At 67.3% G+C, this 25,720-nt stretch carries 25 protein-coding genes; 14 read left to right on the top strand and 11 right to left on the bottom strand.

Annotation, left to right across the window (positions count from 1 at the left end; genetic code table 11):
• Nucleotides 1-45: 45 nt before the first annotated feature.
• On the top strand, nucleotides 46-1,281 hold the full coding sequence (locus ACSVDM_RS15710) for a MurT ligase domain-containing protein (RefSeq protein ID WP_439265736.1): 1,236 nt from the start codon (nucleotides 46-48) through the stop codon (nucleotides 1,279-1,281).
• Between the two features lie 70 nt (nucleotides 1,282-1,351).
• Nucleotides 1,352-2,068, top strand: a complete 717-nt coding sequence (locus ACSVDM_RS15705; protein ID WP_067494578.1) for a type 1 glutamine amidotransferase — start codon at nucleotides 1,352-1,354, stop codon at nucleotides 2,066-2,068.
• A 1-nt stretch (nucleotide 2,069) separates the two neighbouring features.
• On the opposite strand, the gene ACSVDM_RS15700 is transcribed toward ACSVDM_RS15705, so the two are convergent.
• From ACSVDM_RS15700 to ACSVDM_RS15685, 4 genes are read right to left on the bottom strand one after another with little or no spacing between them, the layout of a single operon-like run.
• Entirely contained in the window at nucleotides 2,070-2,444 is a 375-nt protein-coding gene (locus ACSVDM_RS15700) for a type II toxin-antitoxin system VapC family toxin (RefSeq protein ID WP_439265733.1), read from the bottom strand.
• Nucleotides 2,441-2,692 carry a type II toxin-antitoxin system Phd/YefM family antitoxin gene (locus ACSVDM_RS15695; RefSeq protein WP_439265732.1) on the bottom strand — a complete coding sequence of 84 codons (252 nt, stop codon included), beginning with the start codon at nucleotides 2,690-2,692 and terminating at the stop codon, nucleotides 2,441-2,443. The genes ACSVDM_RS15700 and ACSVDM_RS15695 overlap by 4 nt, the downstream gene beginning before the upstream one ends.
• A 50-nt stretch (nucleotides 2,693-2,742) precedes the next feature.
• Complete coding sequence (locus ACSVDM_RS15690) at nucleotides 2,743-3,606, bottom strand: transglutaminase family protein (RefSeq protein ID WP_439265730.1); 864 nt, start codon at nucleotides 3,604-3,606, stop codon at nucleotides 2,743-2,745.
• Nucleotides 3,603-6,293 (bottom strand): circularly permuted type 2 ATP-grasp protein, encoded by a 2,691-nt coding sequence (locus ACSVDM_RS15685; RefSeq protein WP_439265728.1) that lies wholly within the window; start codon nucleotides 6,291-6,293, stop codon nucleotides 3,603-3,605. Before ACSVDM_RS15685 ends, ACSVDM_RS15690 begins: the two co-directional genes overlap by 4 nt.
• A gap of 126 nt (nucleotides 6,294-6,419) precedes the next feature.
• Between ACSVDM_RS15685 and ACSVDM_RS15680 the strand changes: the two genes are divergently transcribed.
• A complete protein-coding gene (locus tag ACSVDM_RS15680; protein WP_439265726.1) occupies nucleotides 6,420-7,055 on the top strand; it encodes a hypothetical protein in 636 nt (211 codons plus the stop codon).
• Here ACSVDM_RS15680 and recR read toward each other — a convergent pair.
• Both recR and ACSVDM_RS15670 read right to left on the bottom strand, forming a co-directional pair.
• Nucleotides 7,052-7,660: a recombination mediator RecR gene (recR, locus tag ACSVDM_RS15675; RefSeq protein ID WP_067640390.1), complete on the bottom strand. Its 609-nt coding sequence runs from the start codon at nucleotides 7,658-7,660 to the stop codon at nucleotides 7,052-7,054. The genes ACSVDM_RS15680 and recR overlap by 4 nt on opposite strands.
• Entirely contained in the window at nucleotides 7,660-7,974 is a 315-nt protein-coding gene (locus tag ACSVDM_RS15670; protein ID WP_210740525.1) for a YbaB/EbfC family nucleoid-associated protein, read from the bottom strand. Before ACSVDM_RS15670 ends, recR begins: the two co-directional genes overlap by 1 nt.
• 239 nt (nucleotides 7,975-8,213) lie before the next feature.
• Here ACSVDM_RS15670 and ACSVDM_RS15665 point away from each other — a divergent pair, with 239 nt between their 5' ends.
• The 3 genes from ACSVDM_RS15665 to ACSVDM_RS15655 are packed head-to-tail and all read left to right on the top strand — an operon-like array spanning nucleotide 8,214 to nucleotide 9,981.
• The gene (locus tag ACSVDM_RS15665; protein WP_439265723.1) at nucleotides 8,214-8,762 is read left to right on the top strand and encodes a hypothetical protein; all 549 of its coding nucleotides are present in this window, start codon (nucleotides 8,214-8,216) and stop codon (nucleotides 8,760-8,762) included.
• A gap of 41 nt (nucleotides 8,763-8,803) precedes the next feature.
• Nucleotides 8,804-9,634, top strand: coding sequence for a MerR family transcriptional regulator (locus tag ACSVDM_RS15660; RefSeq protein ID WP_439265721.1), 831 nt, complete (start codon nucleotides 8,804-8,806; stop codon nucleotides 9,632-9,634).
• Nucleotides 9,631-9,981, top strand: a complete 351-nt coding sequence (locus ACSVDM_RS15655) for a VOC family protein (protein ID WP_357395076.1) — start codon at nucleotides 9,631-9,633, stop codon at nucleotides 9,979-9,981. Before ACSVDM_RS15660 ends, ACSVDM_RS15655 begins: the two co-directional genes overlap by 4 nt.
• Before the next feature lies 1 nt (nucleotide 9,982).
• Here ACSVDM_RS15655 and ACSVDM_RS15650 read toward each other — a convergent pair whose 3' ends face one another.
• Nucleotides 9,983-10,417: an SRPBCC family protein gene (locus ACSVDM_RS15650; protein ID WP_439265719.1), complete on the bottom strand. Its 435-nt coding sequence runs from the start codon at nucleotides 10,415-10,417 to the stop codon at nucleotides 9,983-9,985.
• Between the two features lie 173 nt (nucleotides 10,418-10,590).
• On the opposite strand from ACSVDM_RS15650, the gene ACSVDM_RS15645 reads away from it, so the two are divergent.
• The 6 genes from ACSVDM_RS15645 to ACSVDM_RS15620 all read left to right on the top strand — a co-directional run bounded on the left by ACSVDM_RS15645 (nucleotide 10,591) and on the right by ACSVDM_RS15620 (nucleotide 15,963).
• Nucleotides 10,591-12,024 carry an FAD-binding oxidoreductase gene (locus ACSVDM_RS15645; protein WP_439265797.1) on the top strand — a complete coding sequence of 478 codons (1,434 nt, stop codon included), beginning with the start codon at nucleotides 10,591-10,593 and terminating at the stop codon, nucleotides 12,022-12,024.
• Complete coding sequence (locus ACSVDM_RS15640) at nucleotides 12,021-13,337, top strand: class I SAM-dependent methyltransferase (RefSeq protein WP_357150939.1); 1,317 nt, start codon at nucleotides 12,021-12,023, stop codon at nucleotides 13,335-13,337. The genes ACSVDM_RS15645 and ACSVDM_RS15640 overlap by 4 nt, the downstream gene beginning before the upstream one ends.
• A gap of 152 nt (nucleotides 13,338-13,489) precedes the next feature.
• On the top strand, nucleotides 13,490-13,831 hold the full coding sequence (locus tag ACSVDM_RS15635; RefSeq protein ID WP_439265795.1) for a WXG100 family type VII secretion target: 342 nt from the start codon (nucleotides 13,490-13,492) through the stop codon (nucleotides 13,829-13,831).
• Nucleotides 13,832-13,856: 25 nt separating this feature from the next.
• Nucleotides 13,857-14,132, top strand: a complete 276-nt coding sequence (locus ACSVDM_RS15630) for a WXG100 family type VII secretion target (protein ID WP_439265717.1) — start codon at nucleotides 13,857-13,859, stop codon at nucleotides 14,130-14,132.
• Between the two features lie 8 nt (nucleotides 14,133-14,140).
• On the top strand, nucleotides 14,141-15,454 hold the full coding sequence (locus ACSVDM_RS15625) for a hypothetical protein (RefSeq protein ID WP_439265715.1): 1,314 nt from the start codon (nucleotides 14,141-14,143) through the stop codon (nucleotides 15,452-15,454).
• Nucleotides 15,454-15,963: a hypothetical protein gene (locus ACSVDM_RS15620; protein WP_439265713.1), complete on the top strand. Its 510-nt coding sequence runs from the start codon at nucleotides 15,454-15,456 to the stop codon at nucleotides 15,961-15,963. Before ACSVDM_RS15625 ends, ACSVDM_RS15620 begins: the two co-directional genes overlap by 1 nt.
• On the opposite strand, the gene ACSVDM_RS15615 is transcribed toward ACSVDM_RS15620, so the two are convergent.
• Together ACSVDM_RS15615 and ACSVDM_RS15610 are read right to left on the bottom strand one after the other, a co-directional pair.
• The gene (locus tag ACSVDM_RS15615; RefSeq protein ID WP_439265711.1) at nucleotides 15,964-19,515 is read right to left on the bottom strand and encodes a protein kinase domain-containing protein; all 3,552 of its coding nucleotides are present in this window, start codon (nucleotides 19,513-19,515) and stop codon (nucleotides 15,964-15,966) included. It abuts the gene before it with no gap.
• Between the two features lie 114 nt (nucleotides 19,516-19,629).
• The gene (locus tag ACSVDM_RS15610; RefSeq protein ID WP_439265709.1) at nucleotides 19,630-20,709 is read right to left on the bottom strand and encodes an esterase-like activity of phytase family protein; all 1,080 of its coding nucleotides are present in this window, start codon (nucleotides 20,707-20,709) and stop codon (nucleotides 19,630-19,632) included.
• 138 nt (nucleotides 20,710-20,847) lie between these two features.
• Between ACSVDM_RS15610 and ACSVDM_RS15605 the strand changes: the two genes are divergently transcribed.
• Together ACSVDM_RS15605 and ACSVDM_RS15600 are read left to right on the top strand one after the other, a co-directional pair.
• Nucleotides 20,848-21,594 (top strand): hypothetical protein, encoded by a 747-nt coding sequence (locus ACSVDM_RS15605; RefSeq protein ID WP_439265707.1) that lies wholly within the window; start codon nucleotides 20,848-20,850, stop codon nucleotides 21,592-21,594.
• 135 nt (nucleotides 21,595-21,729) lie between these two features.
• On the top strand, nucleotides 21,730-22,095 hold the full coding sequence (locus tag ACSVDM_RS15600) for a cupin domain-containing protein (RefSeq protein WP_225281219.1): 366 nt from the start codon (nucleotides 21,730-21,732) through the stop codon (nucleotides 22,093-22,095).
• Nucleotides 22,096-22,172: 77 nt separating this feature from the next.
• On the opposite strand, the gene ACSVDM_RS15595 is transcribed toward ACSVDM_RS15600, so the two are convergent.
• Both ACSVDM_RS15595 and ACSVDM_RS15590 read right to left on the bottom strand, forming a co-directional pair.
• Complete coding sequence (locus ACSVDM_RS15595) at nucleotides 22,173-24,323, bottom strand: 3-hydroxyacyl-CoA dehydrogenase NAD-binding domain-containing protein (RefSeq protein ID WP_067640365.1); 2,151 nt, start codon at nucleotides 24,321-24,323, stop codon at nucleotides 22,173-22,175.
• 40 nt (nucleotides 24,324-24,363) lie between these two features.
• A complete protein-coding gene (locus tag ACSVDM_RS15590) occupies nucleotides 24,364-25,578 on the bottom strand; it encodes an acetyl-CoA C-acetyltransferase (RefSeq protein WP_067494619.1) in 1,215 nt (404 codons plus the stop codon).
• Between the last annotated feature and the right edge of the window lie 142 nt (nucleotides 25,579-25,720).

The raw sequence follows: 25,720 nt of genomic DNA, 5'->3' as shown, positions 1-25,720 counted from the left end.
CGCTCCCGAAAGTCAGCCGTAACACCGCGCACATAGACTCGCGTCGTGGCAGACATCTCGGTGCGTGGGCGCCTGGCCTTGCGAGCGGCGGCGGCAGCGTCGTGGGCTTCGCAGAAGGCGGGCCGCGGCAAGGGTTCGATGATCGGCGGCCTGATCGCGCTGAAAATCGATCCGACGATCATGACTCAGCTGGGTCGCGACCGCCGGACGGTGCTCATCACCGGCACCAACGGCAAATCGACGACAACCAGGATGACCACGGCCGCGCTCGGCAGCCTCGGTCAGGTCGCCACCCAGGCCGACGGCGCCAATATGGACGCGGGCATCGTCGCGGCGCTCAGTCAGCACCCCGGGGTGGCGCTGGCCGCGATCGAGGTCGACGAGCTGCATCTGCCGCATGTGTGTGACGCGCTCGACCCCGCCGCCGTCGTGTTGCTGAACCTCAGCCGCGACCAGCTGGACCGGGTCGGCGAGATCAATATGATCGAACGCAAACTGCGTGCCGGGCTGCAACGTCATCCCGATGCCGTGGTGATCGCCAACTGCGACGACGTGCTCGTCGCGTCCATCGCCTACGACCACCCCAATGTGGTGTGGGTCGCCGCGGGCAGCGGCTGGGCCGTCGACGCGACCAGTTGCCCGCGCAGCGGTGAACCCATCGTCTGGGAGGGTGAGAACTGGCGTTCCACCGGCACCGATTTCCACCGCCCGCAACCGGATTGGTGGCTCGACGGCGAACAGCTGTGCGGTCCCGACGGGTTCCGCGCGCCCCTGCACCTTGCCCTGCCCGGCCGGGCCAATCGCGGGAACGCGGCCCAGGCCGTTGCCGCCGCCGTGGCGCTCGGCGCCGACGCGACCAAGGCCACCGATGCCACCGCAACGGTGCGTGAGATCGCGGGCCGCTACCGCACCGTCACCGTCGGCGAACACGACGCGCGGCTGCTGCTCGCCAAGAACCCGGCGGGCTGGCAGGAGGCGCTGTCGATGATCGAGCCGTCCTCGGCCGGGCTGGTGATCGCCGTGAACGGGCAGGTGCCCGACGGTGAGGATCTGTCGTGGTTGTGGGATGTGCGGTTCGAACACTTCGAAGGGGTGCAGGTGGTCGCCTCCGGTGAGCGGGCCACCGACCTGGCCGTCCGCCTGACCTATGCCGGCGTGGAGCACACGCTGGTGCCCGATCCGGTGCGTGCCATCGCGTCGTGCCCCGCCGGGCATGTCGAGGTGCTGGCCAACTACACCGCGTTCCGCGATCTGAATCGTGATCTGGAGGCCAGGGCATGATCGGTCAGCGCCCGGAGGAGGCAGCTTGCGTAACCACGGAGGGCGCCCGAGCATGCCGAGAGGAAACAGCATGAGCGAGTCCACTGTGCGTATCGGGCTGGTGCTGCCCGATGTGATGGGTACCTACGGCGACGGCGGCAACGCGCTCGTGCTGCGTCAACGGTTGCGGATGCGCGGGTACGACGCCGAGATCGTCGAGATCACCCTCGCCGACCCGGTCCCCGATTCGTTCGACATCTACACCCTCGGCGGTGCGGAGGATTCCGCCCAGCGCCTGGCGACCCGTCACCTGCAGCGCTACCCCGGCCTGCAACAGGCTGCCGCCAAAGGTGCTCCGGTGCTTGCCATCTGCGCCGCCATCCAGGTGCTCGGCAACTGGTACGAGACCTCGGCGGGCGAAAAGGTCGACGGTGTGAGCCTTTTCGACGTCACCACCTCACCCCAGGACACCCGCGCCATCGGCGAGGTGACAACCACGCCCTTGCTCGAAGGCCTCTCCGCTCCGCTCACGGGCTTCGAAAACCATCGCGGCGGAACAACTCTCGGCCCCGATGCGAAGCCCCTCGCCCGCGTCACCCGCGGTGTCGGCAACGGTGTCGGTGACGGCACCGAGGGCGTCGTCCAGGGCTCGGTCCTCGGCACCTACCTGCACGGCCCCGCCCTGGCCCGCAACCCCGAACTCGCCGACTACCTCATCGCCCGAGCCCTCGGCATCTCCCCCACCGACCTCACCCCCCTCGACCTCCCGGTAGTCGACCGCCTCCGCCGCGAACGCCTCCGCGCCTGAGTCAACACCGCAGTACGGACACCTCGTACTGCAGGCAGTAGGGGTCGCGGGTGACGAGCACCAGGTCCTCGCAGCGGGCCTGAGCAACGAGCATGCGGTCGAACGGGTCGCGGTGGATCAGGGGCAGGCGCGCCGCTTCGATGGCGTGACGCGCGTCTACCGGCAGGGGCAGGAATCCGCTGCCGACGACTTGTTCCGGCAGGTCGGGCGGGCCGACCACCTTCCCCGACGCCTGCTTCATCGCGATCTCCCACACCGAGACCGAGCTGAGGCACACGTCGGGGTCGTGGTCCAGCCGCTCGCGCAGCTCGTCGTTCAGGGCCGGATCATCGGTGAGCCACCACAGGATCACATGGGTATCGAGCAGCAGACTCATGCGCCGAAGTCGCGCGCGATGTCGGCGTTCGTCTCCGCCGAATCCCAATCCGGGGACAGCGTCACCCGTCCGCGCAGTGAACCCCGCCCTGTCCGGTTCGCTCGTCGCGTCAACGGCACGATCTTGGCGACCGGTGTCCCCGCCCGACTGATCACGATTTCCTCCCCCTGCTCCACCCGCTCGATGATGCGCGACAGGTTGGTCTTCGCGTCGTGAATATTGAACCGCTCCGCCGCGTCCCCAGCCATAACGCCTCCTTAGCTAAGAGGTTAGTCCGACCGCGCTCCAGCGTCTACCGTCAGCCGGCCGGGGCGACGTCTACGGAGACGTCGATGGTGGAGGTGGCGGCTTCGGTGTAGATGATTCCGCGCAAGGGGGCTACGTCTTGGTAGTCGCGGCCCCAGGCGAGGGTGGTGTAGCGGTCGTCGGGGAGTTGGTTGTTGGTCGGGTCGAAAGGGAGCCAGGTGGTGGGGGTGGGGAGCCAGACGGCGGTCCAGGCGTGGGTGGCGTCGGCGCCGATCATGCGTTCGCGGCCGGGGGGTGGCTCGGTGGCCAGGTAGCCGGAGACGTAGCGGGCGGCCAGGCCGTGGGAGCGTAGGCAGGCGGCGGCGAGGCGGGCGAAGTCCTGGCAGACGCCTTCGCGGGCGGTGAAGACATCGGCGACGCTGGTGCTCACCGTTGTCGAGCCGGTGCGGTAGTGGAAGTCGTGGTGGATGCGGGAGTTTAGTTCGGTGATCGCGTCCAGGAGTGGGCGGCCCGGGGTGAAGCTCTGCGCGGCATAGGCTTTGACGTCGGGCGTGATTTCGGGCGGGGTCAGGTCGAGGGTGAATTCGACGGCGAGGGGCCCGGTGTTCGCGGTCGGACGGGCCTGTTCCCAGGGGAGATCGGCGTCCGGTGGTGGCGGTTGATCGACTTCGACGAGCGATTCGGCTGTTACCACGAGTCGACGATGCTCCTGTGTCACATGGAAATACGTGGTGGCGTTGCCGTATACGTCGGGGCCTGCCGAGCGGTCGGACGGACCGGGGTCGATGTGGATGTCGTGGGCGAGCAAGCGCTGGCCGGGGAACTCTCGTGGTGTGAGATACGCACGTCCGTAGGAACTGCTCACCTCATCGGAGTAGGTGTAGGTGGTGTGGTGCAGCACGCGGTAGGTGCTCATCCGACCACCCTCGCGCTGCCCCACAGGGGCTGAATGCCCTGCGGCACGGTCAACTTGGAAGTCTCGAACGATTCGGCCAGCTTGCGCAACCGCAAGTGCACCCCTTCCAGCAGTTCCACCAGTTCGGTGCGCACACCGTCGTCGGCGTGTTCCAGATCGGCGGGGTCGACCCGCCGCACCATGCGTTGCGCGTCGGCGAGCAGGCGTTGCGAACGCGACGTACCCGAACTGCCTGGCAGCGCCTGGAAACCGTTTTCGAGCCGGTCGAGTTGGTACACCAGCGAGCGGGGGTTGGCGGCGTCGAACAGCAACAGGTCGGCCAGGGCAACGATCTGCGGCGCCCCACGATGTCTACGCCGGTACATGACTGCCGATTCGGTGGCCGCGAGCACCGCGTCGAACAGCACCTGCTCCTCCTCCTGCGGATGCTCACGCGCGAGCGTCGATTCGAGCAGGGCCGTCAGCGCGAGCCCGCGCTCCACCCGCTTGCCGATCTCCATCACCTGCCAACCCGTGTCGCGCACAAGGGATTCCGCCCCGATGCCCGACAGGGCGAGCAGGGCCGCCAGCGACAGCGAATGCACCGACGACATCGCCGTCTCACCCTCGGCACCACGGAATTCGGCCAGCGCCCGGTCCACCGCACCGAGGATCATCCAGGTATCCCCCGACACCTGGTCGCGCACAGCCCGAGCCGCCGACCCGTAATGGTCGATCGCGTAGGCCAACGACCCGGCCCGCTGCCGATCCCCGGTCAACGCCGCCAGATACCGGAACCCTTCGGCCGATGCCCCGACAACGCGAGACTCCGCGGCCGTTATGTCCGCGACCTCCGCACCGGACCCACTGTCGGCAGGCACCCCCGCCGCTCGCTCGGCGGGCCCCTCCATCGCCTCGAGAACACGGTCGGTACCGGTTGTCACCGCGAGCGCGTGCCACAGAACCGGCAGCGCCGCACCGCCTTCCAGCCACGGCCGGTAGCGATAGTCCTGGTAGACGTCGTGGGTCGCGGCGAGCAGCCGGACCACCGATTCGGCTCGCTCGCCGTAGCGACCCATCCAGAACAGGTCGTTGAGGACGCGCGGAGAACTCACCGCCTCCACCATCGGCGCGGCGCGGCGCGTGCGATCCTCGTGCGGGAGATCGGCGGCGGCGGGCGCGGCGGCCGGGGCCGCGCGGACCCAGACATCCTTGGCCGCCACCTTGATCGCGACATGACCCGGTTCGCGCCGCAACCACTGCTGGCCGAGACCACCGGCCATCGCCGTGTACCCACCACGCCGCGCCAGCGAGAACAACCGCATCCCCACCGGAGCCGGCGCCAGCCCCGACCGCTCCTGCACCGACGGCGCGACGGAGAATTCGGCGGGTTCCTGACCCACCCACCGCCACGTCTCGGCCTCGATCCGTGCCGCGAGCTCCGCGCGTTCGGCGGCGGTGAGGTTCGGCCCGAAGATGGTCGTCCCGTCGACGGCCGAACGAATCACCAGTTCACCGACATGTGAAACCAGATGGGCGCGTTCGGTTTCCACCTCGCCCCAGTACGACTGCACCCCGTCGAGCAGCAGTTCCTCACCGAGTACCGTCCGCGCGATCCGTGGCAGACACACACTCAGGGCGGGTGATTCGAGCAGTCCGCTGCCGAGGGTGTTGACCACCGTCACCGCTCCGCGCCGCAACACCTCGACCAACCCCACCACCCCGAGCCGCGAATCGGGCCGCAGGTCGAGCGGATCGGCGAACTCGGCGTCGACGCGGCGCAACACCACATCGACCCGTTCGAGACTGCCGAGCGACCGCATCCACAGCGCACCGTCGCGCACGACCAGATCAGCGCTCTCCACCAGCGGGAATCCGAGGGTCTGCGCCAGATAGGCCTGGTCGAAGGCGGTTTCGGACTGCGCGCCCGGACTCAGCACGACCACAACGGGTTCCGCGCCGTCGGCCGATTCGGGGGCCGCCTCGGCGAGCATCGACCGCATCGCCCGCGCGAACGGGCTCAGCGGACGTGGCCCGGCGTGTTCGAACGACTCCGGGATCGCCGAGGCGACAACGCGACGGTCGGCCAGCGCGTACCCGGCGCCCGACGGCGCCTGCGCCCAGTCGGCGAGCACCCGGAAGTCACCGTCACCGAACCGGCTGATGTCGCAGCCGTGCAGGAACAACTGATGCGTACCGGGCACGGTGATGCCGTGCGCGGCACGCACATACCCGGCACTGCCGAACACCACTTGCGGCGGCAGTACACCGGAGGTGAGCAGCCTGCGCGGCCCGTACACATCGGTGAGCACCTCGTCGAGTACACGGGAACGCTGCACGAGACCCGCTTCCAGGCGGGTCCAGTCGTCGGCGGAGACCAGCAGCGGGATGGGGTCGAGCCGCCACGGTCGCGCGCTGCCGTCGGGGCCGGTGTAGGTGACGCCGTCGTCCTCGATCCGCCTGCGCACCCGGTGATCGATGTCGGCCAGGCCCGCGACACCGCGCTCGGCGAAGGCCGCCGAGAGTTCGGCCCACATCGGGCGAACCCGGCCCTGGCTGTCGACCAGTTCGTCGTAATAGCCCGGGGTCGGCCCGCCGCATTCGTCGAACGGCGCGTCGGCCCGGCTCGCGGACCGGTACCGGGCGAACTGCTCGGCCACCTGCGCCCGCACGCCCGGCGCGAGTCGCGCCTCATCGAGCTCGGTCACGGGCCCTCCGTATCGTCGCCGGTCGACACCACGCACATCGGCCCCGATTCTCCCCCGCCACCGCCCCGAGCGGAGTGTTCCCGCCCTCGGTGAGTTCGGTCCGAGCACCTACGTAGGGTTGACCAGGTGAGCTACGACCACATCCTTCTGCCGTCGGGCGCGGCCTCCTCCCTCGACGAGATCGACGCCTACCTGACCGCGCAGGAAGGTCTGCCCGAGACCGACGCCATCGCCGAGATCGCGGCCGAACTCAACGCCCGCGACAGCGCGCTGCCCGAGGAGGACGGTTTCCTCAGCAGTCCCGTCAGCGGCCCGACCGGCGACACCCTGTTCGTGCCGTCGCCGTACGACGCGATCGGCTTCGTCCGCAATCTGCTGTTCGACCTGGCCACCCCGCGCGGCTACGCCGTCTACGACCCGCAGCTGTCGTGGCTGATCGATCCCGCCGGGCACATCCCGATCGCCGTCACCCACGGCGGCGCGGGCGAATTCCCTTATCTCACCGAGGAATTGGCGCACCGCTGGGTAGCCGGCCTGGCCGCGCCGAACCCGTACCTGATCGTCGAACGCGGCGAACAGAGCTACATCCAGACCTACCGCGACCCCGACGGCACCTACACCCTCGAATACCGCGACGGCTCGGCCGACCGGCATTTCGGGACGAAACTCGGCGACGCCGACGAGGTCGCCCGCATCATCTGGGACTGGACCGACGGCAAACCCGTTGCCGACGAAGCGAACTGGACCCGGGTCGAGCTCTAGAGCGCCCGGCGACCCGACAGCGCGCGACCGAGCGTCAGCTCATCGGCGAACTCCAGGTCGCCACCCATCGGCAGACCGGATGCCAACCGCGTCACCGTGAGTCCCGGGAAATCGCGCAGCATGCGCACCAGGTAGGTGGCGGTGGCCTCGCCCTCGGTGTTCGGGTCGGTCGCGATGATCACCTCGCTCACGTCGACACCGTCGTCCTGATTACCGATGCGGGTCAACAGTTCCCGGATCCGCAACTGGTCGGGCCCGACACCGCTGAGCGGATCGAGCGCACCACCGAGCACGTGGTAGCGACCACGGAACTCGCGGGTGCGCTCGATCGCCTGCACATCCTTGGGTTCCTCGACCACACAGATCATGGTGCGGTCGCGACGGGGGTCGGCGCAGATCCGGCACAGCTCGCCGTCGGCGACGGTGCCGCACGACACGCAGAACTGCACGCCGTCGCGCACCTTCTGCAGCACGGCCTGCAACCGGTCGATCTCCGGCGGCTCCACCTGCAGCAGATGAAAAGCGATGCGCTGCGCGCTCTTCGGACCGACACCGGGCAGTTTGCCCAGCTCGTCGATCAGATCCTGTACCGGCCCCTCATACATCAGAAATCAGGCAGTCCGGGCATCGAACCGCCGAGGCCCTGCGACAGCGGGCCGAGCCGTTCGGCGGCCAGCTGCTGCGCGTTGGCCATCGCGTCGTTGATCGCGCCGATCACCAGGTCCTGCAGACCGTCGACATCGGACGGATCGACGACCTTGGGGTCGATGGTGAGGGCGGTGATCTCGCCGCTCACCTTGATGGTCGCCTGCACGAGACCGCCACCGGCCTGGCCCTGCACCTCCGATTCGGCGAGCTCGGCCTGGGCCTGCATCACGGCCTGCTGCATCTGCTGGGCCTGGGCAAGCAGCGCTTGCATGTCGAACTGACCATCACCGGGTTGCACGAAGGCTCCTGTGTTGTTGGCGGCTGGCGCCGCGGGTTTTCGGCCCCGTGAGCCGCGGCCGACGACCGGATGGTGCATCGGGTGGGGGCTCGGGCCTTGTCCACGTACCAGCCTAGTCGGGGTGCTCGGAGGGCGGTGGCTGGCCTTCGGCGTTGCGTGCGGCCTAGGATCGGGACAGGTCGGGCTACGGGTCAGCAACCCTAGGAGATCGGATGAATCCCATGCGTGCTCGTCTGGTGACCACCTCGGCTCTGTGTGCGAGCCTGCTCGTTCTCACCCCGGTCGGCGCCGCCGCCGATCCACCGACACCCGTCGCCGACTACGGCGCCGGATGCGTGCTCGACCCCGGCAATCGTGCCGCGACCATCGACTCACTGCGGTTCCGCTGCAGTGTCGGCCAACAGGACCAGATCTACCGCGACGCGGGCGCCGGTGCGGTGCCGATGGGCGTCACCAACGGCTGGGTGCTCCGTCCGGAACGGCTGGACGGCATCGCGCAGTCGGTGTGGATCGGCAAGGTGTTCCGCACGGGCCCCGACGGCGGCACGCTGACGAACCGGGTCACCGGTGCCGGACTCGAGGCCTTCCCGGCCGATGTCTACCGGGCACCCTCGATCCTCGACGCCGCCCCGGCCTGGGCCCTGAACTACCCCTCGCCGGTCTACGACGAGATCAGAGAGGTCACGCCCGGCGTCTGGCTCGGCTATTCCTGGTGGCGCGGCGGCGGCCTGCTCGCGGCGTTCGTGCTCACCCCGGCCTGATCGTTGACCTTCCCGCTACTGGAGGGTGTTGGCTTGTCTCCATGACAGCCACCGTGACGATCGGCGAGTTCGCCCGCCTCACGCTTCTGAGCGTCAAGACGCTGCGCTACTACCACGAGATCGAGTTGCTCGAGCCGGTCGCGGTGGCGCCCGGTTCCGGGTACCGCCGCTACTCCGTCGACCAGGTCGAGCAGGCGCACCTCATTCGCAGGCTGCGCGATCTGGCCATGCCGCTGCCACGGATCCGTGAGGTACTCGCCGCACCCGACCCGACCACGCGCGACGCGACCCTGCGCGAACACCTCAGCGCGATGGAAGCCGAACTGCAGCGCACCAGGGACGTGGTCACCTCGTTGCGCGCGCTGCTCACCGTGCCCGCGCCGATGCTGCGGGTGGAATACCGGATCGAGCCGGCGTGCACCGCGCTCACCCGCACCGACCGGGTCGCCCGCGACGCCATCGGCGAATGGTGCGGTCTCGCCTTCGACCAGCTGTTCCAGACGGTGCTCACCGCGGGCGTGACACCGGGCGGAATCGCGGGCGCCACCTACTCGACCGAATTCTTCACCGACGAGTCGGGCGAGGTGAGCGCCTACCTGCCACTTCCCACGGGCACGAAACTCACCCCGCCACCCGGCCTCGAGCTCACCCACATGCCCGCCCGCCGCTACGCCGTGGCCGTGCACACCGGCGCGTTCGACGACTTCGACCGCACCTACGGCGCCCTCGGCAGCTATGTCGCCGAACACGACGAAGCCCTGGCCGACGAACCGATCCGCGAGCGTTACCTCGTGGGACCGCAGCACACCGACAACCCGGCCGAATACCGCACCGAAGTGTGCTGGCCCATCACCGAAGGAGAAACCCGATGACCCTCGCCATCGCCAATGTCGTCGTCGACTGCCACAACGCGGCCGCCCTCGCCGAGTTCTACGCCCAGCTGCTCGACGTGCCCGTCGAACCGGCGGCCTCACCGTTCTTCGCCGAGATCGGCCGGTCGACAGGCATGTCGCCGGTGCTGATGTTCATCCAGGTGCCCGACCGGACGCCGGGCAAGAACGCCGTGCACCTGGACTTCCACTCGACGCAGTGGGCCGATGCCCTCGAACGCGCGATCAGCCTGGGCGGCAAGCACATCGGCGACTTCGACCAGTACGGCGTGCAGTGGGTGACCGTCGCCGATCCCGAGGGCAACCTCTTCGACATCGGCAAATACTGACTCAGGCCAGTTCGCGCTTCAGGTTCTCCAGCAGCTCGGCCTGGATCTTCTTCAGGCCGAGCGGCGCGAAGATGCCCTCGAAGATGCCGCCGATGCCGCCCGCACCCTTCCAGGTGGTACGCACGGTGACGCGCGAACCGGCGCCCTCGGGCGTGACGGTCCAGGTGTTGACCATCGAGGAGTTGGCGTCGCGCTCGGTGAGAATCGAGTCCGCGACCGTCACACTGGCGCGCACGTTGCGCACCCGCTTCTCGGTGGCCTGCAGCGTCCACTCCACCACGGTGCCCGCGCCCTTACCGCCCTCGATCACCTTGTAGTCGCGGTAGTGCGAGGAGAGGATGCGCGGACGAACCGTCTCGTAGTCGCCGATCGCCTCGAGGGTGCGCTGCGGATCCGCCGCGACGACGATCGAACTGCTTGCACTGACCTGTCCCACTGTATGACTCCTTGTCGGGTGCGAAATCTCGACCGGGTTACATCCTGCCTTGCGCCACACCGCATCGCCCGACCAGGTCGTCGGGGAAGAAACAGCTGAGTGACATTTCTCCGTGGCGTGCATCTATCTGGTAGCCGGGCGGGCGGGCGCGTACTAGCGTCGACACAGTGGCAGTGAGTCTTTTGGGTAGGGCCGGCCACGAACCGGCCGCACGCGAGTCTGGATACGCCGCGCACCGCGCGGGTGTGGAGCGACTGCTGGCAAGCTATCGCGCCATCCCACCGGGTGCCGTCGTCCGGTTGGCGAAGAAGACATCGAACCTTTTCCGTGCCAGGGCGGCGACGACCGCGCCCGGGCTCGACGTGTCGGGGCTGGGGCAGGTGATCGCCGTCGACCCGCAGGCCAGAACCGCCGACGTGGCAGGCATGACCACCTACGAGGACCTGGTGGCGGCCACCCTCCCCTACGGGCTCGCCCCGCTGGTGGTTCCGCAGCTCAAGACCATCACCCTCGGTGGCGCCGTCACCGGGCTCGGCATCGAGTCGACCTCGTTCCGCAACGGTCTCCCGCACGAATCCGTGCTGGAAATGGACATCCTGACCGGGTCGGGCGAGATCCTCACCGCGACGCCGACCGGCGAGCACGCCGACCTCTTCCACGGTTTCCCCAACTCCTACGGCACCCTCGGCTACTCCGTTCGCCTGAAAATCGAGCTCGAAGCTGTCAAGCCCTATGTCGCGCTGCGGCACGTGCGGTTCCACGACCTGCGCACGCTGGAAACCGAGCTGGAACGCATCGTCACCGAGCGCTCCTACCAGGGCGAACAGGTCGACTACCTGGACGGCGTGGTCTTCAGTGCCGCCGAGAGCTACCTGACCCTCGGCAGGCAGACCGACGAACCCGGCCCGGTCAGCGACTACACCGGCATGGACATCTACTACCGCTCCCTGCAGCACGACGACGGCGTGAAGACCGACCGGCTCACCATCGCCGACTACCTGTGGCGCTGGGACACCGACTGGTTCTGGTGCTCACGCGCCTTCGGCACCCAGAACCCGAAGATCCGCCGGTTCTGGCCCAAGTCGTTGCGCCGCAGCAGCTTCTACTGGAAGCTCGTCGCGCTCGACCGCAAGTACCACTTCGACGACCGGCGCCGGGCCCGCAAGGGACTCGCCCCGCAGGAACGGGTGGTGCAGGACATCGAGGTGCCGGTCCACCGCACCGCCGACTTCGCCGAGTGGTTCCTGCGCGAGATCCCGATCGAACCGATCTGGCTGTGCCCGTTGCGTTTGCGCGAGACCGGTGCCGCCGACGGCAGCCGACCGTGGCCGCTGTACCCCCTCGAACCGCGCCACACCTACGTCAACTTCGGATTCTGGTCGGCGGTGCCCACCGTGCCCGGTCAGCCGGAGGGGGCGGCCAACCGCGCCATCGAGAAGATCGTCTCCGAATTCGACGGACACAAGTCCCTGTACTCGGACTCCTATTACGACGAGGCAGAATTCGCGAAGCTCTACGGCGGCCAGACCTATACCGCATTGAAGAACCGTTACGACCCGGACCAACGACTGCTGAATCTGTATTCGAAGGCGGTGCAACGCAAGTGACGACATTCAAGGACAGATCCGAGATCCTCGCCGAGCTGGGAACCCGGCTCAGCATCGCGGAGGTGTTCGAGAGCCTCATCGACGGTGACATCCCTGTCCGGCTGACGGCCTACGACGGCAGCGCGACCGGGCCCGCCGATTCGCCCTACACCCTCGACATCAAGAACCCGCGCGGCATCAACTACCTGGCCACCGCCCCCGGCGACCTCGGCATGGCCCGCGCCTACATCGCGGGCGACATGGTGGCGCAGGGGGTGCACCCCGGTGACCCGTACGACATCTTGAAGGCCATGCAGGACATGAAGTTCCACCGTCCTTCGGCCCTGTCGCTGGTGACCATCGCCCGCTCGCTCGGCTGGGAGCGGCTCAAGCCGATCGCCCCGCCGCCGCAGGAAACCCTGCCGCGCTGGCGCCGCATCGCCCTGGAGGGCTTACGCCACTCCAAGACCCGCGACGCCGAGGCGATCCACCACCACTACGACGTCTCCAACAAGTTCTACGAATACGTGCTCGGTCCGTCGATGACCTACACCTGCGCGGTGTACGGCGACCGCGACTGGACCCTCGAGCAGGCACAGGAGAACAAGTACCGGCTGATCTTCGACAAGCTGCGCCTGAAGGAAGGCGACCGGCTGCTCGACATCGGCTGCGGCTGGGGCGGCATGGTCCGCTACGCCGCCAAGCGTGGCGTGCGCGTCATCGGTGCCACGCTCTCGGCCGAACAGGCGGCGTGGGCGCAGCAGAAGATCGTCGAGGAAGGGCTCGCCGACCTGGCCGAAGTCCGCCACAGCGACTACCGCGACATCGTCGAGGGCGAGTTCGACGCCGTCTCCTCGATCGGTCTCACCGAACACATCGGGGTGCACAACTACCCCTTCTACTTCGGTTTCATCAAGGACAAACTCCGCGACGGCGGCCTGTTCCTCAACCACTGCATCACCCGCCCCGACAACACCCGAACCACCAAGGCCGGCGACTTCATCGACCGCTACGTCTTCCCCGACGGCGAACTCATCGGCTCGGGCCGCATCATCTCCGAGATCCAGAACCTCGGCCTCGAGGTCCTGCACGAGGAGAACCTGCGCGAGCACTACGCCCTCACCCTGCACGAATGGTGCAAGAACCTGGTCGACAACTGGGACGCCTGCGTCGACGAGGTAGGCGAGGGCACAGCAAAGGTCTGGGGCCTCTACATGGCAGGCTGCCGCCTCGGCTTCCAGCGCAACGTCGTCCAACTCCACCACGTCCTCGGCGTGAAACTGAACAAGAACGGAACCTGGGACGTCCCGTTGCGACCCTGGTGGCAGCCCTAGTGCGCACCGGTACCGACTCGGATCAGCCCGAGTCGGTACCGGTCAGGATCGGGGCCGACGACCTGTTGTGCTGAGACGGCGGCGCAAATTCGGACAGTGCTCAGCTGCTGCCGCACGGCAGGATGCCCTTACTGCAGGTAGGGTCGCTGATCATGAGCGCATCTGGGGGGAGCGACGGTTCGTCGCTGTCAGTGGTACCGACCGAAGTCCAGGCCGTCGGACGGTATGTGTACGGCATCGCCGAAGCACTACGCACTGCCCTCGCATCTGCGAACACCGAAGTCGACTCCCTCCTGTCCAGCGGGTGGAGGGGCGATCTCGCCACCCAGTTCGGTACCGGCTGGACCGAAACCCATGACGGCGGCGACACAATCATCGCCGCACTCACAACGATGGCCGAGAAGCTCGGTATCACCGCCGAGAACTATCAACAGCAAGATGCCGACCACGCCTATACGTTGAACATGTCCAGCCTCGATCTGCCGGCGATGTGACATGGGGTCGGAATTCACCGTAAACATGGACCAACTCGACCAAATCGTTGCCCGGATTGCAGGCCTCGCAGGCTTTATTGCCGACCATGTCGATGACATCGATGAGAAGGTCGCCGCACTCAAAGGCAGCGCCTGGGAAGGTATAGCCGCTGACGCCTACCAGGTAGCTCATACCCAATGGGTAACCGGGGCAAGAGAATTCGTGGACGGGTTACGCGACATGGGTACCGCAGCCGCGTCGGCCCACTCCCGTTACGGCGATGCCGCCGCACTGAACAAGAAGATGCTGGGCACCGGCTAGTGACATGGGTGATCGATACCGGCATGTACTACGATGCCGGCAACAAATGCCACCTGTTGGCCAGCGACCTCAGCCTAGCCCTCGGCCCACTGCTTGCTGCCCTGCAAAATGAATGCGGCGGCATGGCGGGCAACCACGACTCGTGCAATAGCTGGATCAGCACCTACGACACCCACGCCGCCGATATCGTCACTCTCGCTGCAACATTGGCCAACGCGCTGCAACGCTACGGCGACGTCCTCAAAGCCAATGGCTACAACTGGTGGTATTACAATCGGACAACCGCTACCGGCGAGGCACCCATTCGCCCGACCGAATCCGAGCCGCTGTACGACTCCGGCATGGCCTTGCCCGTCAGTTCCCGTGGAGACAACGGGCCGGGGTTGGACGAAGGCGTAGTGGTCGGTCTACTGGAACGTGTTGGTCGGATCCCCAACGGGGACACCACCAAACTCGTCCTCGCACGCGACGCGTGGAAGACCTTCGCCGAACACGCCACGGTCACCGGCGCAGCGACCCGGATCAACGGGGTCAGCGCGAAATTCGAAGGCAACAGCGATCCCAACATCATCACTATCGATGAAAAGCTCGCCACCCTCGAACAAGCAGCGAAGCTCCTCGCCGAAGCAGCCAAAGGCATCACAACGCCGCTGACCGAGCACAACGACGCGCTGAGCACCATGCGCGAGGATATCGGCAAACAAGTCGCGGCCGCCGCGGTAGAGCTCGGCGCCGCCATCGCCTTGACCGCCGTGGTAGTCGGTGTCGCCGCCTTTCTCACCGCCGGAATCGGTGCTGCTGCAGCCGGTGCTGGTGGAACCGCGATCACCGTAGAAATCGTCCAATCAACGGCGGTGATCATCAAGAACACTGTCACTGTGAGCCGGCTGGTCACGGCGGTCGGAGCGGTGGTCACCATCGGCGCCGCAAGCGGCGGATTCACCGCTATACCCGACCTCGCAAGCGCGGGGGTCTCCGCAGCGATAACGGCCATCGCTGGGATGACCGTCTACGCCGCGTCCGAGGAGGCCGAGGCGGTCAGGGACGTTGTAACGAACGACAGCGGCAACTTGATCGGAAGCGAGGACGCCGACAACGTCCAAATCGTCAGTCCCGCAGAACTCGATGCGGCACGGCGCGACCTTACTGATAAACTCGGGCCCCCCGAAGTGAAGTCGACACCAAAGGGAGATATTGAGGTCTGGAAGATCCCTGGCGATCCGCCGTCGACAGTGACCTATCGTCCATTCAGTCGTTCAGGCGGCCCCACGATCGACTTCAATAATGTTCCCGGCGTGTCGGTAAAGAGGTGGCATATCTGATGAAATATCTCGACAGTCGGTTTGTTAATTTTCGCGAGTACAAATTCGACAGCGACACCGGCCACAAATTTCAATGGATCGACATCAAGAATTTTGCGATCACAGATCATCTGCCGACTGACAGGCTGATTCTTCGTGCACTGGTCGAATCGGTCGAGTACAAGGACGACTACGTCGGCGGCGGGGTGGATCCCGCCGGGACCCGCCATGGTCCTTACTGGCTCTCAGCCATCGGGCCGCAATCCTTCCACCCGATCAACGCTGACGATGCCATCGCCGTTGTCAACGCCTGGCTGGCAAACTGCCGGGGAATACCCGAAGAGCTGCACGCCACCGTCGCAACCGAGGTTATCAAGCCGATTCGAGCAGGCGAGGCGGTTTTCGAATTAGGCGACTTGGGCCCCGATACGAAGAATGACTATGGCGATCTGCACATCGAATTTCACGAACTGGTCGTGATTTCGCGGGAACGAGCGCGGGTAGCGTTGATCGTGCTCACTGACGATTGATCAGTGTGACAGCAGTTCGTCCAGGAAGTGGCCGGGCATTCCGTCGAGGATGGGGTGCTGGGCAGTTTCGTGGGACTGGGTGCGCAGGACGTGCAGGAGGCCGACTACACCGGGGCCCGCGTCGAGCAAGGGGCGGGTCCAGCCGAGGTCGGCGCAGGTGCGCAGGACCGGCAGGACCAGGTTGGTCGCCTCGCCGATCCAGCCTGCCGCCGCCAGGCATTCGGCGAGTAGGAGGGTGGCGTCCAGTTCCGCGCGGGGGCGGGATTGTTCGAGGACACGCGAATACAGCACGCGGGCGTGGCGGGCGGCGCGGTCGTCGGCGCGCAGGCGCTGTTCGGTGAGCAGGGTGCGGATTTCGGCCACCTGCCTCGCCTCGGTGATAAGCGCGGCGGCGCCCGTTTTGCGGCGTCCGCCGTTGCCCGACGGGTCGACGACGATCCCGTTGGCGCCGTTGCCCGGCGGCAGCCCGAGGCGCGAGCGTTCCGCACGCACATGGGCGTCGAGGCGGGCCAGGCTGTTGGCGGCGGCCACGCGCGCGCCCTCCTCGAGCCGGGCCGCGGCGGTGTACTGGTCGCCGAGGGCGGCTTTCACGCGTGCTCCGATGACGAAGGTCGCGACGAGGAAGTCGACGGGGCCCACGCGCGTGAGCAGCTGGTGGCTCTCGTCGAGCAGCCGGTCGGCCATGGCCAGGTCACCGCGCCGGTAGGTCACCTCACCCAGCATGGCTGCCGCCACGCGCGCGGCGTCCGAGCGCGGCCCGGCCCTGGTGCGCGCTGTCTCGTAGGCCTCCTCGAGACAGGCGGTGGCCGTGGCGATATCGAGTTGTTCATAGGCCGCGGCGGCGCGGGCGCAGAGCCCGAAGACCGGGCCGAGCGGGTCTTTGGACCGAGCGTGATACTCGGCCGCCCAGTCCTGGGTGGCGGTGGCCGCGGCGAAGTCGAACTCGCACAGGCGCACGAACGACATCAGGTTGGCCGCCGTCGAGACGATCCAGTCCGGCAGGCCGTCCGGCGCTTCCAGGCAGGTGGCGAGCTGATCGGCCACGCCCTCGGTGTCGTCGTGGGCCACCCGGTCGGCCGCTTCGAGAACCGTTGCCGCGCAGCGTTCTTCCGCCTGCTCGGGACCGCCGGTGCTGCCCCGGGCCAGCAGGTTCGACAACCTGCCGAGGGCGGTGCGGGCGGTGCCGGACTGTTGCAGGTTCATATTGGCCCGTGCCACCGCCATCAACAGCTTCGACCGCGAACTCACCTGCTGCATGGGCAGTTTCGACACACTGCCGAGCAACGTCGCCAGCCGTGACCCGTCGATGAGGTCCATGCCGCCGCTTTCCAGCAGGTCGGCGGCCAGCTTGAGATCGGTCGCCGCCAGCGCGTGATCCACCGACTTGCGCAGCAATTGATGCTCCGCGTACCAGCGGGCGGCCTTGCGGTGCAGCACCTTCGAGCGTCCCGGGTGGTCGCGTTCGAGACGTGCGCGCAGGTGCTCGGCGAACAGCGGCTGCATGCGATACCACTCCGGATCGTGCGGGAGCCGATGCAGGAACAGCTCCCGCTGCTCGGCCTGCTCCAGCAGAGCGGCACCGTCGGGCACGTCGGCGAGCAGCGTGGCAAGCGAACCGTTCACCCGCTCCACCACCGAGATCGCCATCAGGAATTCCAGCAGGTCCGGTTCCAGCGTGTCGAGCACGTTCTCGGCCAGATACTCCCGCATCCCGTGCCCGCCTTCGGCGAGCTGCACCAGCAGCTGACCGGGATCGGCGGTGCCGCGCAGCGTCAGGCTCACCAGCTGGATGGCGGCGGGCCACCCGTCGGTCGCGGCGTGGATCTGCTCGACCTGCTCGTCGGTGAGCGCGAACCCGTTGCGCTCCACCAGGATCTGGCGGGTTTCCGACTCGGTGAGCCGCAACGCCGCCGCGTCGAGCTCGACCAGTTCGTCGCGCACCCGCAGCCTGCTGATCGGTAATCCGGCCTGGTCGCGGCTGGTCACGACGAACCGCACATGGTGACAACCGTTGTCGAGCAGCGTCGCCATCGCCCGGTGCACGCCGGGGTCCTGCACGCGGTGCCAGTCGTCGACGATGACGACCACCGGCCGGTCGCTGGCGTGGATCTCGTCGATCAGCGTGGCGATCACGAACGCCACCGCATCGGACGGGCGTTCCTCCAGCACCTGCTCGAGCCCGGCGCCGACATCGGGACGCACCCGCCGGATCGCCTGGATCAGGTGCGCGAGGAACCAGATCTCACTGTCGTCGTCGGAGTCGATACCGAGCCAGGCCACCGGAATATCGCGGGCGGCGAGGTCGGCGCGCCACTGGGTGGCGACGGTGCTCTTGCCGAAGCCGGCGGGCGCGTGGATCAGCGCGAGCCTGCGCAGACCACCCGAACGCAGGATGTCGAGCAGTCGTGGTCGGGGGAAGGGATCGCGCGCCGGGGTCGGCGGGCGGAACTTGGTCGCGGCGGTGGGCGGCAGGGTGCCGGTGGTCGGCTTGTGTACCGACACCGACGCGCCCGCCGGCTGCAGGGTGAGCGGCCAGCTGCGGCGCGCGGTGACCGCTTTGAGGGCTTCCGGCGGTGGCTCGGCGAGCTCGTCGCCGGTGACGAGCAGCGCCATCTCGTCGGGCACCTGACCGTGGGCGCGCTGTACGTCGCGCAGGAGTTCGCCGAATTCGTAGGCCGAGGCCGGGCGATCGGCCGGGTCCTGGGCCATGGCCTTTTCGATGGCGGCGGCCACATCGGCGGGGAAGTCCTTGGCGCGCAGGTCGGGGACGGCCTGCGTGGTGATGCGCAGGAACTGGGCGACGACCTTCTCCCCCGCCTGCCGCTCGAACGCGGCATGGCCGGTGAGCAGCGCGAACAAGGTAGCGCCGAGCCCATAGACATCGGACTGCACGGTCGGTTCATGGCCCTTGAGCACCTCGGGGGCCGTGAACGCGGGCGAACCGGTGATGAGGCTGCTCGAGGTCTGGAACCCGCCGGGTATGCGGGCGATACCGAAATCGGTGAGCTGCGGTTCGCCGTAACCGCTGATGAGGACGTTGGCCGGCTTCACATCGCGATGCAGGATGCCCGCCCGGTGCGCCGACTCGATCGCTGCCGCCAGCTTCACTCCGGCGCGCAGGGTGTCTTCCCAGGTGAGCGGGCCCCGGTCGTGGATGAGACGCTCCAGCGAGCCGCGCGGGCAGTACGGCATCACGATCAGCGGCAGGCCGGTGCCCGTGACGTCGACCTGCAGGATATCGACGATATTCGGGTGGCCCGACAGCCTGCCCATGGCCTGTTCCTCGCGCAGGAACCGCTCGCGGCTCTCCTGATCGATCTCCGAGGACAGCACCTTCACCGCGACGACGCGATCCAGCGCGGGCTGCACCGCCCGATACACCACACCGAACCCGCCGCGCCCGATCTCGGTGGCGTCGGTCAACCCCATCGCGTCGAGTTCGGCGACCACGGCCTCGTCGGTCTCACCCGGCGCGGTGGTCCGTTGCGTATCGGTCCCGACCGGCGACGATCCGGCTCGCCCATCCTGGATGCGCGTCGGCTCCGGTTCCATGTGACCACCTCTCGATTCGAAATGGCGTCACCGGTCTTACATATCCAAGCTAGCGCGATCCGGCATCCAACGGGTGGAGATTCGATGCAGTGGCGGCAACGGATGGCCCGACGGTCAGCGAACGGCCAGAACGATCACCTGGCTGCGCTGACGTGCGCTGAAGTTGTTGTCCGCGACCAGCACCAAGGTCCGCTCGCCGGAGGACAGCCGAGGTCCCCATGTCATCGCCTCGATGTTGTCGACGGCCGCGACGCCGAGGTCGGTGAGGTCGGCGACGAGACGTTTGGTCACCGGTCGCGCACCCGCGACGGGCGCGTCGAGGATATTCGTCGCGCCTGCCGTATCGATCTCGAAAACACGGACCCGGTTGCCCGCACCCTCGGCGAACGCGCGCTCGAGCACCAGGAATCGAGTCGGGTCGACGGGATCGACGGCCAGGATCGCGGTGACACCGTTGCTCGCCCGGCCGGGCTCCGGACGCGAATCGGTGAAGACCGGTTCGAGCGGATACGGGTACTGGGCGAGGAGTGGACCGAACCTGGCCTGCACGGTGATCCGGGTGGTCGCGCCGCTCGTCGGCGTGGCCTCTGGTCCGTCGCCGAGCAGGGGTCCTTCCATCGCGGTGACGAACAAGGCGCCGCCCGCCGCGAAGGTCGCCGCTTCGAGTGCCTGGTTCTGGCGTGGGCCCGAATCCGGGAGCATGCGTTCGTTTTCCGGGATCGGCAATTCGGATACGTAGGTTCCGTCCTGCCTTGCGACGCGCACGGAAGGGTCGGCGAGTACCGCGGCTCGCTCGCCCTCCTGCGTCCAGAAATGGTCGCCGGTCAGTGGGTCGACCCGAATGTCCTCCGGGTCGACCGACTTCGGCGGATACATCGAACCATCGGCGCGCCGCAACGGAACGGTTCCGGTGAATTCCACCGCCCCGACACCGGTGTCACCGAGCGGTATCCGCACCGTGTACACCCGGGCCGGGCTCTTCTCGGAGCGATCGTCGCTGATCAGCACGAAATCGCCGCTGCCGGGCCGGTAGTCGATGCCAGACAACCCACCGACCACCGTGCCCTGAAAGTCGAGGTCGTGCTCGATGACCTGCTCCCCGAACACCCGCACCATCGGTTCGGCGGTACTGACCGGGGCCCACACCCCGGCCAGTACCGCACCGAACACCACCGCACCCAGCCGACGTCCCATGACCGGCACGCTAGCCACCCCGGAGTGCCGTCGGGTGAACGCCGTTCGAATACTTCCGCCGACCCGGCCGGGCGGGGCCGATCGGTAAACTCGGGGCAGGCACGGGCGCGATTGCCGTCCGTGGAAGGGGGAGCTGAGATGACCTATCCACCACAGGATCCCGCCCCGTGGGGGCAGCCGTCGAAGGAGACGGCGTATCCACAGTTCGCGCAGGAAGTTCCGCCGCTCGCGCCGCCGCCGCGTAACTCCGGTGGGGCATGGATCGTCATCGCGCTGGTGGTGGTCGCGGGACTTGTCGGCGGCACCGGTTTGCTTGTGTGGGCGGGTAACAACGGGGTGGACGGTTCCGCGGTCGCGGCGTCGGCGACGGATGTGCCGTCGACCCGCAAGCCGACCACGACGAGCACCACGGGTAAACCACCGTCGAAATCCGGTGAGCGCCTGAGTTATACCGATTACGAAGGGCCGTGGGATTTCAAGTTCGACAATGTCGAATTGCACGCGGATTGGGTGGACGGCCGCGATCACACCAGTTGCGCTCCCATCGAGCACGCCGGGAAGCTCACCGAGCTCGGTTGTCAGTACGCCGCCGAACTGGTGTTGTCCGCCGAAGGCGGCGGCTTGAAATTCACCCAGTTCATCCTGGCGATGCCGGACAAAGCCACGGCCGAGGCCGCCGCCGACAAGATCGAGGACAAAGACTTCGAACTGCGCCCCGGCAGCTACATCAAGGATTTCGCGACCGGCAAATGGCGCGCGGGTTCACAGGCCGAATTCGTGGTGATCACGCTGGCCACCGCCACCTCCGCCGTCGACGCGGCCACCGTCGAGAAATACCTCCGCTACCGCCACACCGACATCATCACCGCCATTCTGTTCCGATAGCGGCCCTACCCTTGCGCACCTCGGCGCAGAGGCGAAGGATGAGATTTCTCGGTGGGCTCGGCCGTGGGCCGTGCCAGGCTCCCACACGGTGGACCACGACATGACCGCTCATCACCCGAGCAGAAGTGAGATGTCATGTCCACGCTCATCCGCATGAACTTCGACGCGCCCGAGGAAACCCGGCCGTTCGAACAGAACAAGGGTCGACTCGACCTGGTCAACACCGAAGCAGGCCCGGTCGGGCGGGCCGTCTTCGAACCCGGCTGGCGCTGGAGCGACCACGTGAAGCCGATCGCGGGCACCGACAGCTGCCAAGCACCCCACATCGGTTACTGCCTCTCGGGCCGCATCGTCGTAGCCATGGACGACGGCGAACAGCAGGAATTCGGCCCCGGCGACGTCATGGTCATCCCCCCGGGCCACGACGCCTGGGTCGTCGGCGACGAACCCTGCGTCATGCTCGACTGGCAGGGCTACGCCGACTACGCCAAACCCCACTGATACGGCGACAGCCCCGGCTCGCGGTGGCGAGGCGGGGCTGTCGGGTCAGCAGCGCCGGGGTGGGGCGCTGGTGGGTACTACTTGCGCAGGGAGGCCGGGACCTCGAAGCGGGGGCCGAACTTCTTGGCCAGTTCGTCGGCGCGGGCCACGAAGGCCTCCTGGCCACCGGGGTAGCCGACGATGAACTGGTGCGAGCCGCCCGACCAGGCCGGGAAGCCGATGCCGAAGATCGAGCCGATGTTCGCGTCGGCGGTGCTGGTGAGCACGCCTTCGTCGAAGCACTTCTGGGTCTCGATGGCCTCGGCGAACATCATCCGGTCCTTGAGGTCCTGGAAGGTGACACCCTCCGGGAGCTCACGCTGCGAGTTGTACAGCGAACGCAGCTCGCTCCACAGGCCAACAGCCTTGCCGTCGACGTAGTCGTAGAAGCCGGCGCCGCCCGCCTTGCCCTTGCGGTCGAACTCGCCGACCAGCTTGTCGAGCACCGCGGCGGTGGTCTCCGCGGCAGCGTTCAGCTCGCCACCGGCGGCCTTGATGGCGTCGGCGGTCTCCTTGTAGATCTTCTGCATGGTGGTGAAGTTCAGCTCGTCGCTGAGCTTCAGCGGCGCGGCCGGGTAGCCCGCCTGCAGACCGGCCTGCTCGACCGTCGAGGGGTCGACACCCTCGGCGACCATGGAGATGGCCTCGTTGATGAAGGTGCCGATCACGCGCGAGGTGAAGAAGCCACGGCTGTCGTTGACGACGATCGGGGTCTTCTTGATGGCGAGGGTGTAGTCGTACACCCGGGCCAGCGCCTCGTCGGAAGTGTTCTCGCCCTTGATGATCTCCACCAGCGGCATCTTGTCCACGGGGGAGAAGAAGTGGATACCGATGAAGTCCTCGGACCGCTTCACGCCCTCGGAGAGCAGGGTGATGGGCAGGGTAGAGGTGTTGGAGCCCAGCAGCGCGTCGGGATCGACGATGTCCTCGATCTCCTGGAACACCTTGTTCTTGAGATCGGGGTTCTCGAACACGGCCTCGATCACGAAGTCGACGCCCTTGAAGTCGGCGGCGTCCGCGGTCGGGGTGATGCGGGCCAGCAGCGCGTCGGACTTCTCCTGGGTGGTCTTGCCACGGGAGAGGGCCTTCTTCTCGATGGCCTCCGAGTACGCCTTGCCCTTCTCGGCGTTGGCGAGCTCGACGTCCTTGAGGACGACCTCGTAGCCTGCCTTGGCCGAGACGTAGGCGATGCCCGCGCCCATCATGCCTGCGCCGATGACGCCGATCTTCTTGATCTCGCGCTTGGGCACATCCTTGGGACGCGAACCGCCACCGTTGATGTGGTTCAGGTCGAAGAAGAACGCCTGGATCATGTTCTTCGCGACCGGGCCGGTCAGCAGGCTGATGAAGTAGCGACCCTCGATGGTCAGCGCGTTGTCGATGTCGACCTGCGCACCTTCGACCGCCGCGGCCATGATGGCGCGCGGGGCGGGCATGTTGGTGCCCTTGATCTGCTTGCGCAGGTTGGCCGGGAACGCGGGCAGGTTCGCCGCGAGCGCCGGGGTCGACGGGGTGCCGCCGGGGATCTTGTAGCCCTTCTTGTCCCACGGCTGGGCAGCCTCGGGGTTGGCCGCGATCCACGCCTTGGCGGCGGGCAGCAGCTCCTCGACGGAGGAGACGACCTCGTCGATCAGGCCGATTTCCTTGGCCTTGGTGACGCGGTGACGCTGACCCTGCAGCAGCACCTGCATCAGCGCGTTCTGCAGGCCGAGCATGCGCACGGTGCGGGTCACACCGCCGCCGCCGGGCAGCAGGCCGAGGGACACCTCGGGCAGGCCGATGGCCGAACCCTTCACGTCGGCCGCGATGCGGTGGTGGGTGGCCAGCGCGATCTCGAGGCCACCGCCGAGGGCGGCACCGTTGATGGCGGCGACGACCGGCTTGCCGAGCTGCTCGAGGCGACGCAGCGGGGCCTTGACACCGTCGAGCATCTTCGCGACGTCGGCGGCGTTGTCCGGGCCGACCTGCATCATGTTCTTCAGGTCGCCGCCGGCGAAGAAGGTCTTCTTGCCGGAGGTGATGACGACACCGGTGATGTCGTCCTTCTCGGCCTCGAGGCGGTCAACGGTCGCGGCCATCGAGGTGATGTACGCGTCGTTCATGGTGTTGGCGCCCTGGCTCGGGTCGTCGATGGTCAGGACGACCACGCCGTCGGCGTCCTTCTCCCAACCGATGATGTTGTCAGTCATAGTTTTTCGTTCTCTCCTATGAGAAGTTCCGGTTGGAAGGTCAGACCCGCTCGATGATGGTGGCAACGCCCATGCCGCCACCGATGCACAGCGTGATCAGGCCGTAGCGAGCGTTGCGGCGCTCCAGCTCGTCGAGCACGGTGCCGGTGATCATCGCGCCGGTGGCACCGAGGGGGTGACCCATCGCGATCGCGCCACCGTTGACGTTCAGCTTCTCGTCCGGGACGTTCAGGTCCTTCTGGAACTTCAGCACGACGGAGGCGAAGGCCTCGTTGATCTCGACGAGGTCCATGTCCTCGATCGTCAGACCGGCCAGCGCCAGCGCCTTCTTGGCGGCCGGGGTGGGACCGGTCAGCATGATGGTGGAGTCGGCACCGGAGGTGGCGGTGGCGACGACGCGGGCGCGCGGGGTCATCCCCGAGTTCTTGCCCGCATCCTCGGAACCGATCAGCAGCAGGGCGGCGCCGTCGACGATGCCCGAGCTGTTGCCGCCGTGGTGGACGTGGTTGATCTTCTCCACGTAGGTGAACTTCTGCAGCGCGACCGCGTCGAAGCCACCCATCTCGCCGATGCCCGCGAAGGCCGGGTTCAGCTTGGCCAGGTCCTCGGCGGTGGTGCCGGGGCGCATGTGCTCGTCGTTGTCGAGCACGACCAGGCCGTTGATGTCCTTGACCGGGACGATCGACTTGGCGAAGTAGCCGCCGGTGGTGGCCTTGGCCGCCAGGTCCTGCGAGCGCACGGCGTAGGCGTCGACGTCATCGCGGGTGAAGCCCTCGATGGTGGCGATCAGGTCGGCCGAGATGCCCTGGGGCACGAAGTAGCCGTCGTAGTTGGTGGCCGGGTCGAGCGCCCAGGCGCCGCCGTCGGAGCCCATCGGCACGCGCGACATGGACTCGACGCCACCGGCGATCACGAGCTCGTCGAAGCCCGAGCGCACCTTCTGCGCGGCCAGGTTCACGGCCTCGAGGCCGGAGGCACAGAAACGGTTCAGCTGGAAGCCACCGACGGTGTCGGGCAGGCCGGCGATGGTGACCGCGGTGCGGGCGATGTCCATGCCCTGGTCACCGACGGGGGTGACCACGCCGAGGATGATGTCGGAGATCCGATCCTCGTCGAGGTTCGGGAAGCGGCCACGCAGCTCCTGGATCAGACCAACAGTCAGATCGATCGGCTTGACCGAGTGCAGCGAGCCGTTCTTCTTGCCGCGGCCGCGCGGAGTGCGGATGGCCTCGTAGATGTAGGCCTCTGTGGTCATATCGGAGTGTTTCCTTCCTTGGGGTGCGGTGGCCGCACGAACGCCACGACCAATCGTCTTCGACGCCGTACAAATCCGGCAAGCACCAGCGGAGCATAGAACCATGCCCATCCGGAGTTCCCGGCCACCCGTTCATACTACC

Origin of the sequence: Nocardia sp. JW2 (genome assembly GCF_051843015.1) — a bacterium.
GTDB lineage: Bacteria > Actinomycetota > Actinomycetes > Mycobacteriales > Mycobacteriaceae > Nocardia > Nocardia coubleae.
Note: the sequence above shows the minus strand (reverse complement) of the source record. Positions and strands in the feature narration are given on the sequence as shown.

Coding starts and splice junctions, on each gene's coding strand:
- ACSVDM_RS15705 (WP_067494578.1), top strand. CDS start 1,352: ATGAGCGAGTCCACTGTGCGTATCGGGCTGGTGCTGCCCGATGTGATG.
- ACSVDM_RS15700 (WP_439265733.1), bottom strand. CDS start 2,444: ATGAGTCTGCTGCTCGATACCCATGTGATCCTGTGGTGGCTCACCGAT.
- ACSVDM_RS15695 (WP_439265732.1), bottom strand. CDS start 2,692: ATGGCTGGGGACGCGGCGGAGCGGTTCAATATTCACGACGCGAAGACC.
- ACSVDM_RS15690 (WP_439265730.1), bottom strand. CDS start 3,606: ATGAGCACCTACCGCGTGCTGCACCACACCACCTACACCTACTCCGAT.
- recR (WP_067640390.1), bottom strand. CDS start 7,660: ATGTATGAGGGGCCGGTACAGGATCTGATCGACGAGCTGGGCAAACTG.
- ACSVDM_RS15670 (WP_210740525.1), bottom strand. CDS start 7,974: ATGCAAGCGCTGCTTGCCCAGGCCCAGCAGATGCAGCAGGCCGTGATG.
- ACSVDM_RS15665 (WP_439265723.1), top strand. CDS start 8,214: ATGAATCCCATGCGTGCTCGTCTGGTGACCACCTCGGCTCTGTGTGCG.
- ACSVDM_RS15660 (WP_439265721.1), top strand. CDS start 8,804: ATGACAGCCACCGTGACGATCGGCGAGTTCGCCCGCCTCACGCTTCTG.
- ACSVDM_RS15655 (WP_357395076.1), top strand. CDS start 9,631: ATGACCCTCGCCATCGCCAATGTCGTCGTCGACTGCCACAACGCGGCC.
- ACSVDM_RS15635 (WP_439265795.1), top strand. CDS start 13,490: ATGAGCGCATCTGGGGGGAGCGACGGTTCGTCGCTGTCAGTGGTACCG.
- ACSVDM_RS15630 (WP_439265717.1), top strand. CDS start 13,857: ATGGACCAACTCGACCAAATCGTTGCCCGGATTGCAGGCCTCGCAGGC.
- ACSVDM_RS15620 (WP_439265713.1), top strand. CDS start 15,454: ATGAAATATCTCGACAGTCGGTTTGTTAATTTTCGCGAGTACAAATTC.
- ACSVDM_RS15615 (WP_439265711.1), bottom strand. CDS start 19,515: ATGGAACCGGAGCCGACGCGCATCCAGGATGGGCGAGCCGGATCGTCG.
- ACSVDM_RS15610 (WP_439265709.1), bottom strand. CDS start 20,709: ATGGGACGTCGGCTGGGTGCGGTGGTGTTCGGTGCGGTACTGGCCGGG.
- ACSVDM_RS15605 (WP_439265707.1), top strand. CDS start 20,848: ATGACCTATCCACCACAGGATCCCGCCCCGTGGGGGCAGCCGTCGAAG.
- ACSVDM_RS15600 (WP_225281219.1), top strand. CDS start 21,730: ATGTCCACGCTCATCCGCATGAACTTCGACGCGCCCGAGGAAACCCGG.
- ACSVDM_RS15595 (WP_067640365.1), bottom strand. CDS start 24,323: ATGACTGACAACATCATCGGTTGGGAGAAGGACGCCGACGGCGTGGTC.
- ACSVDM_RS15590 (WP_067494619.1), bottom strand. CDS start 25,578: ATGACCACAGAGGCCTACATCTACGAGGCCATCCGCACTCCGCGCGGC.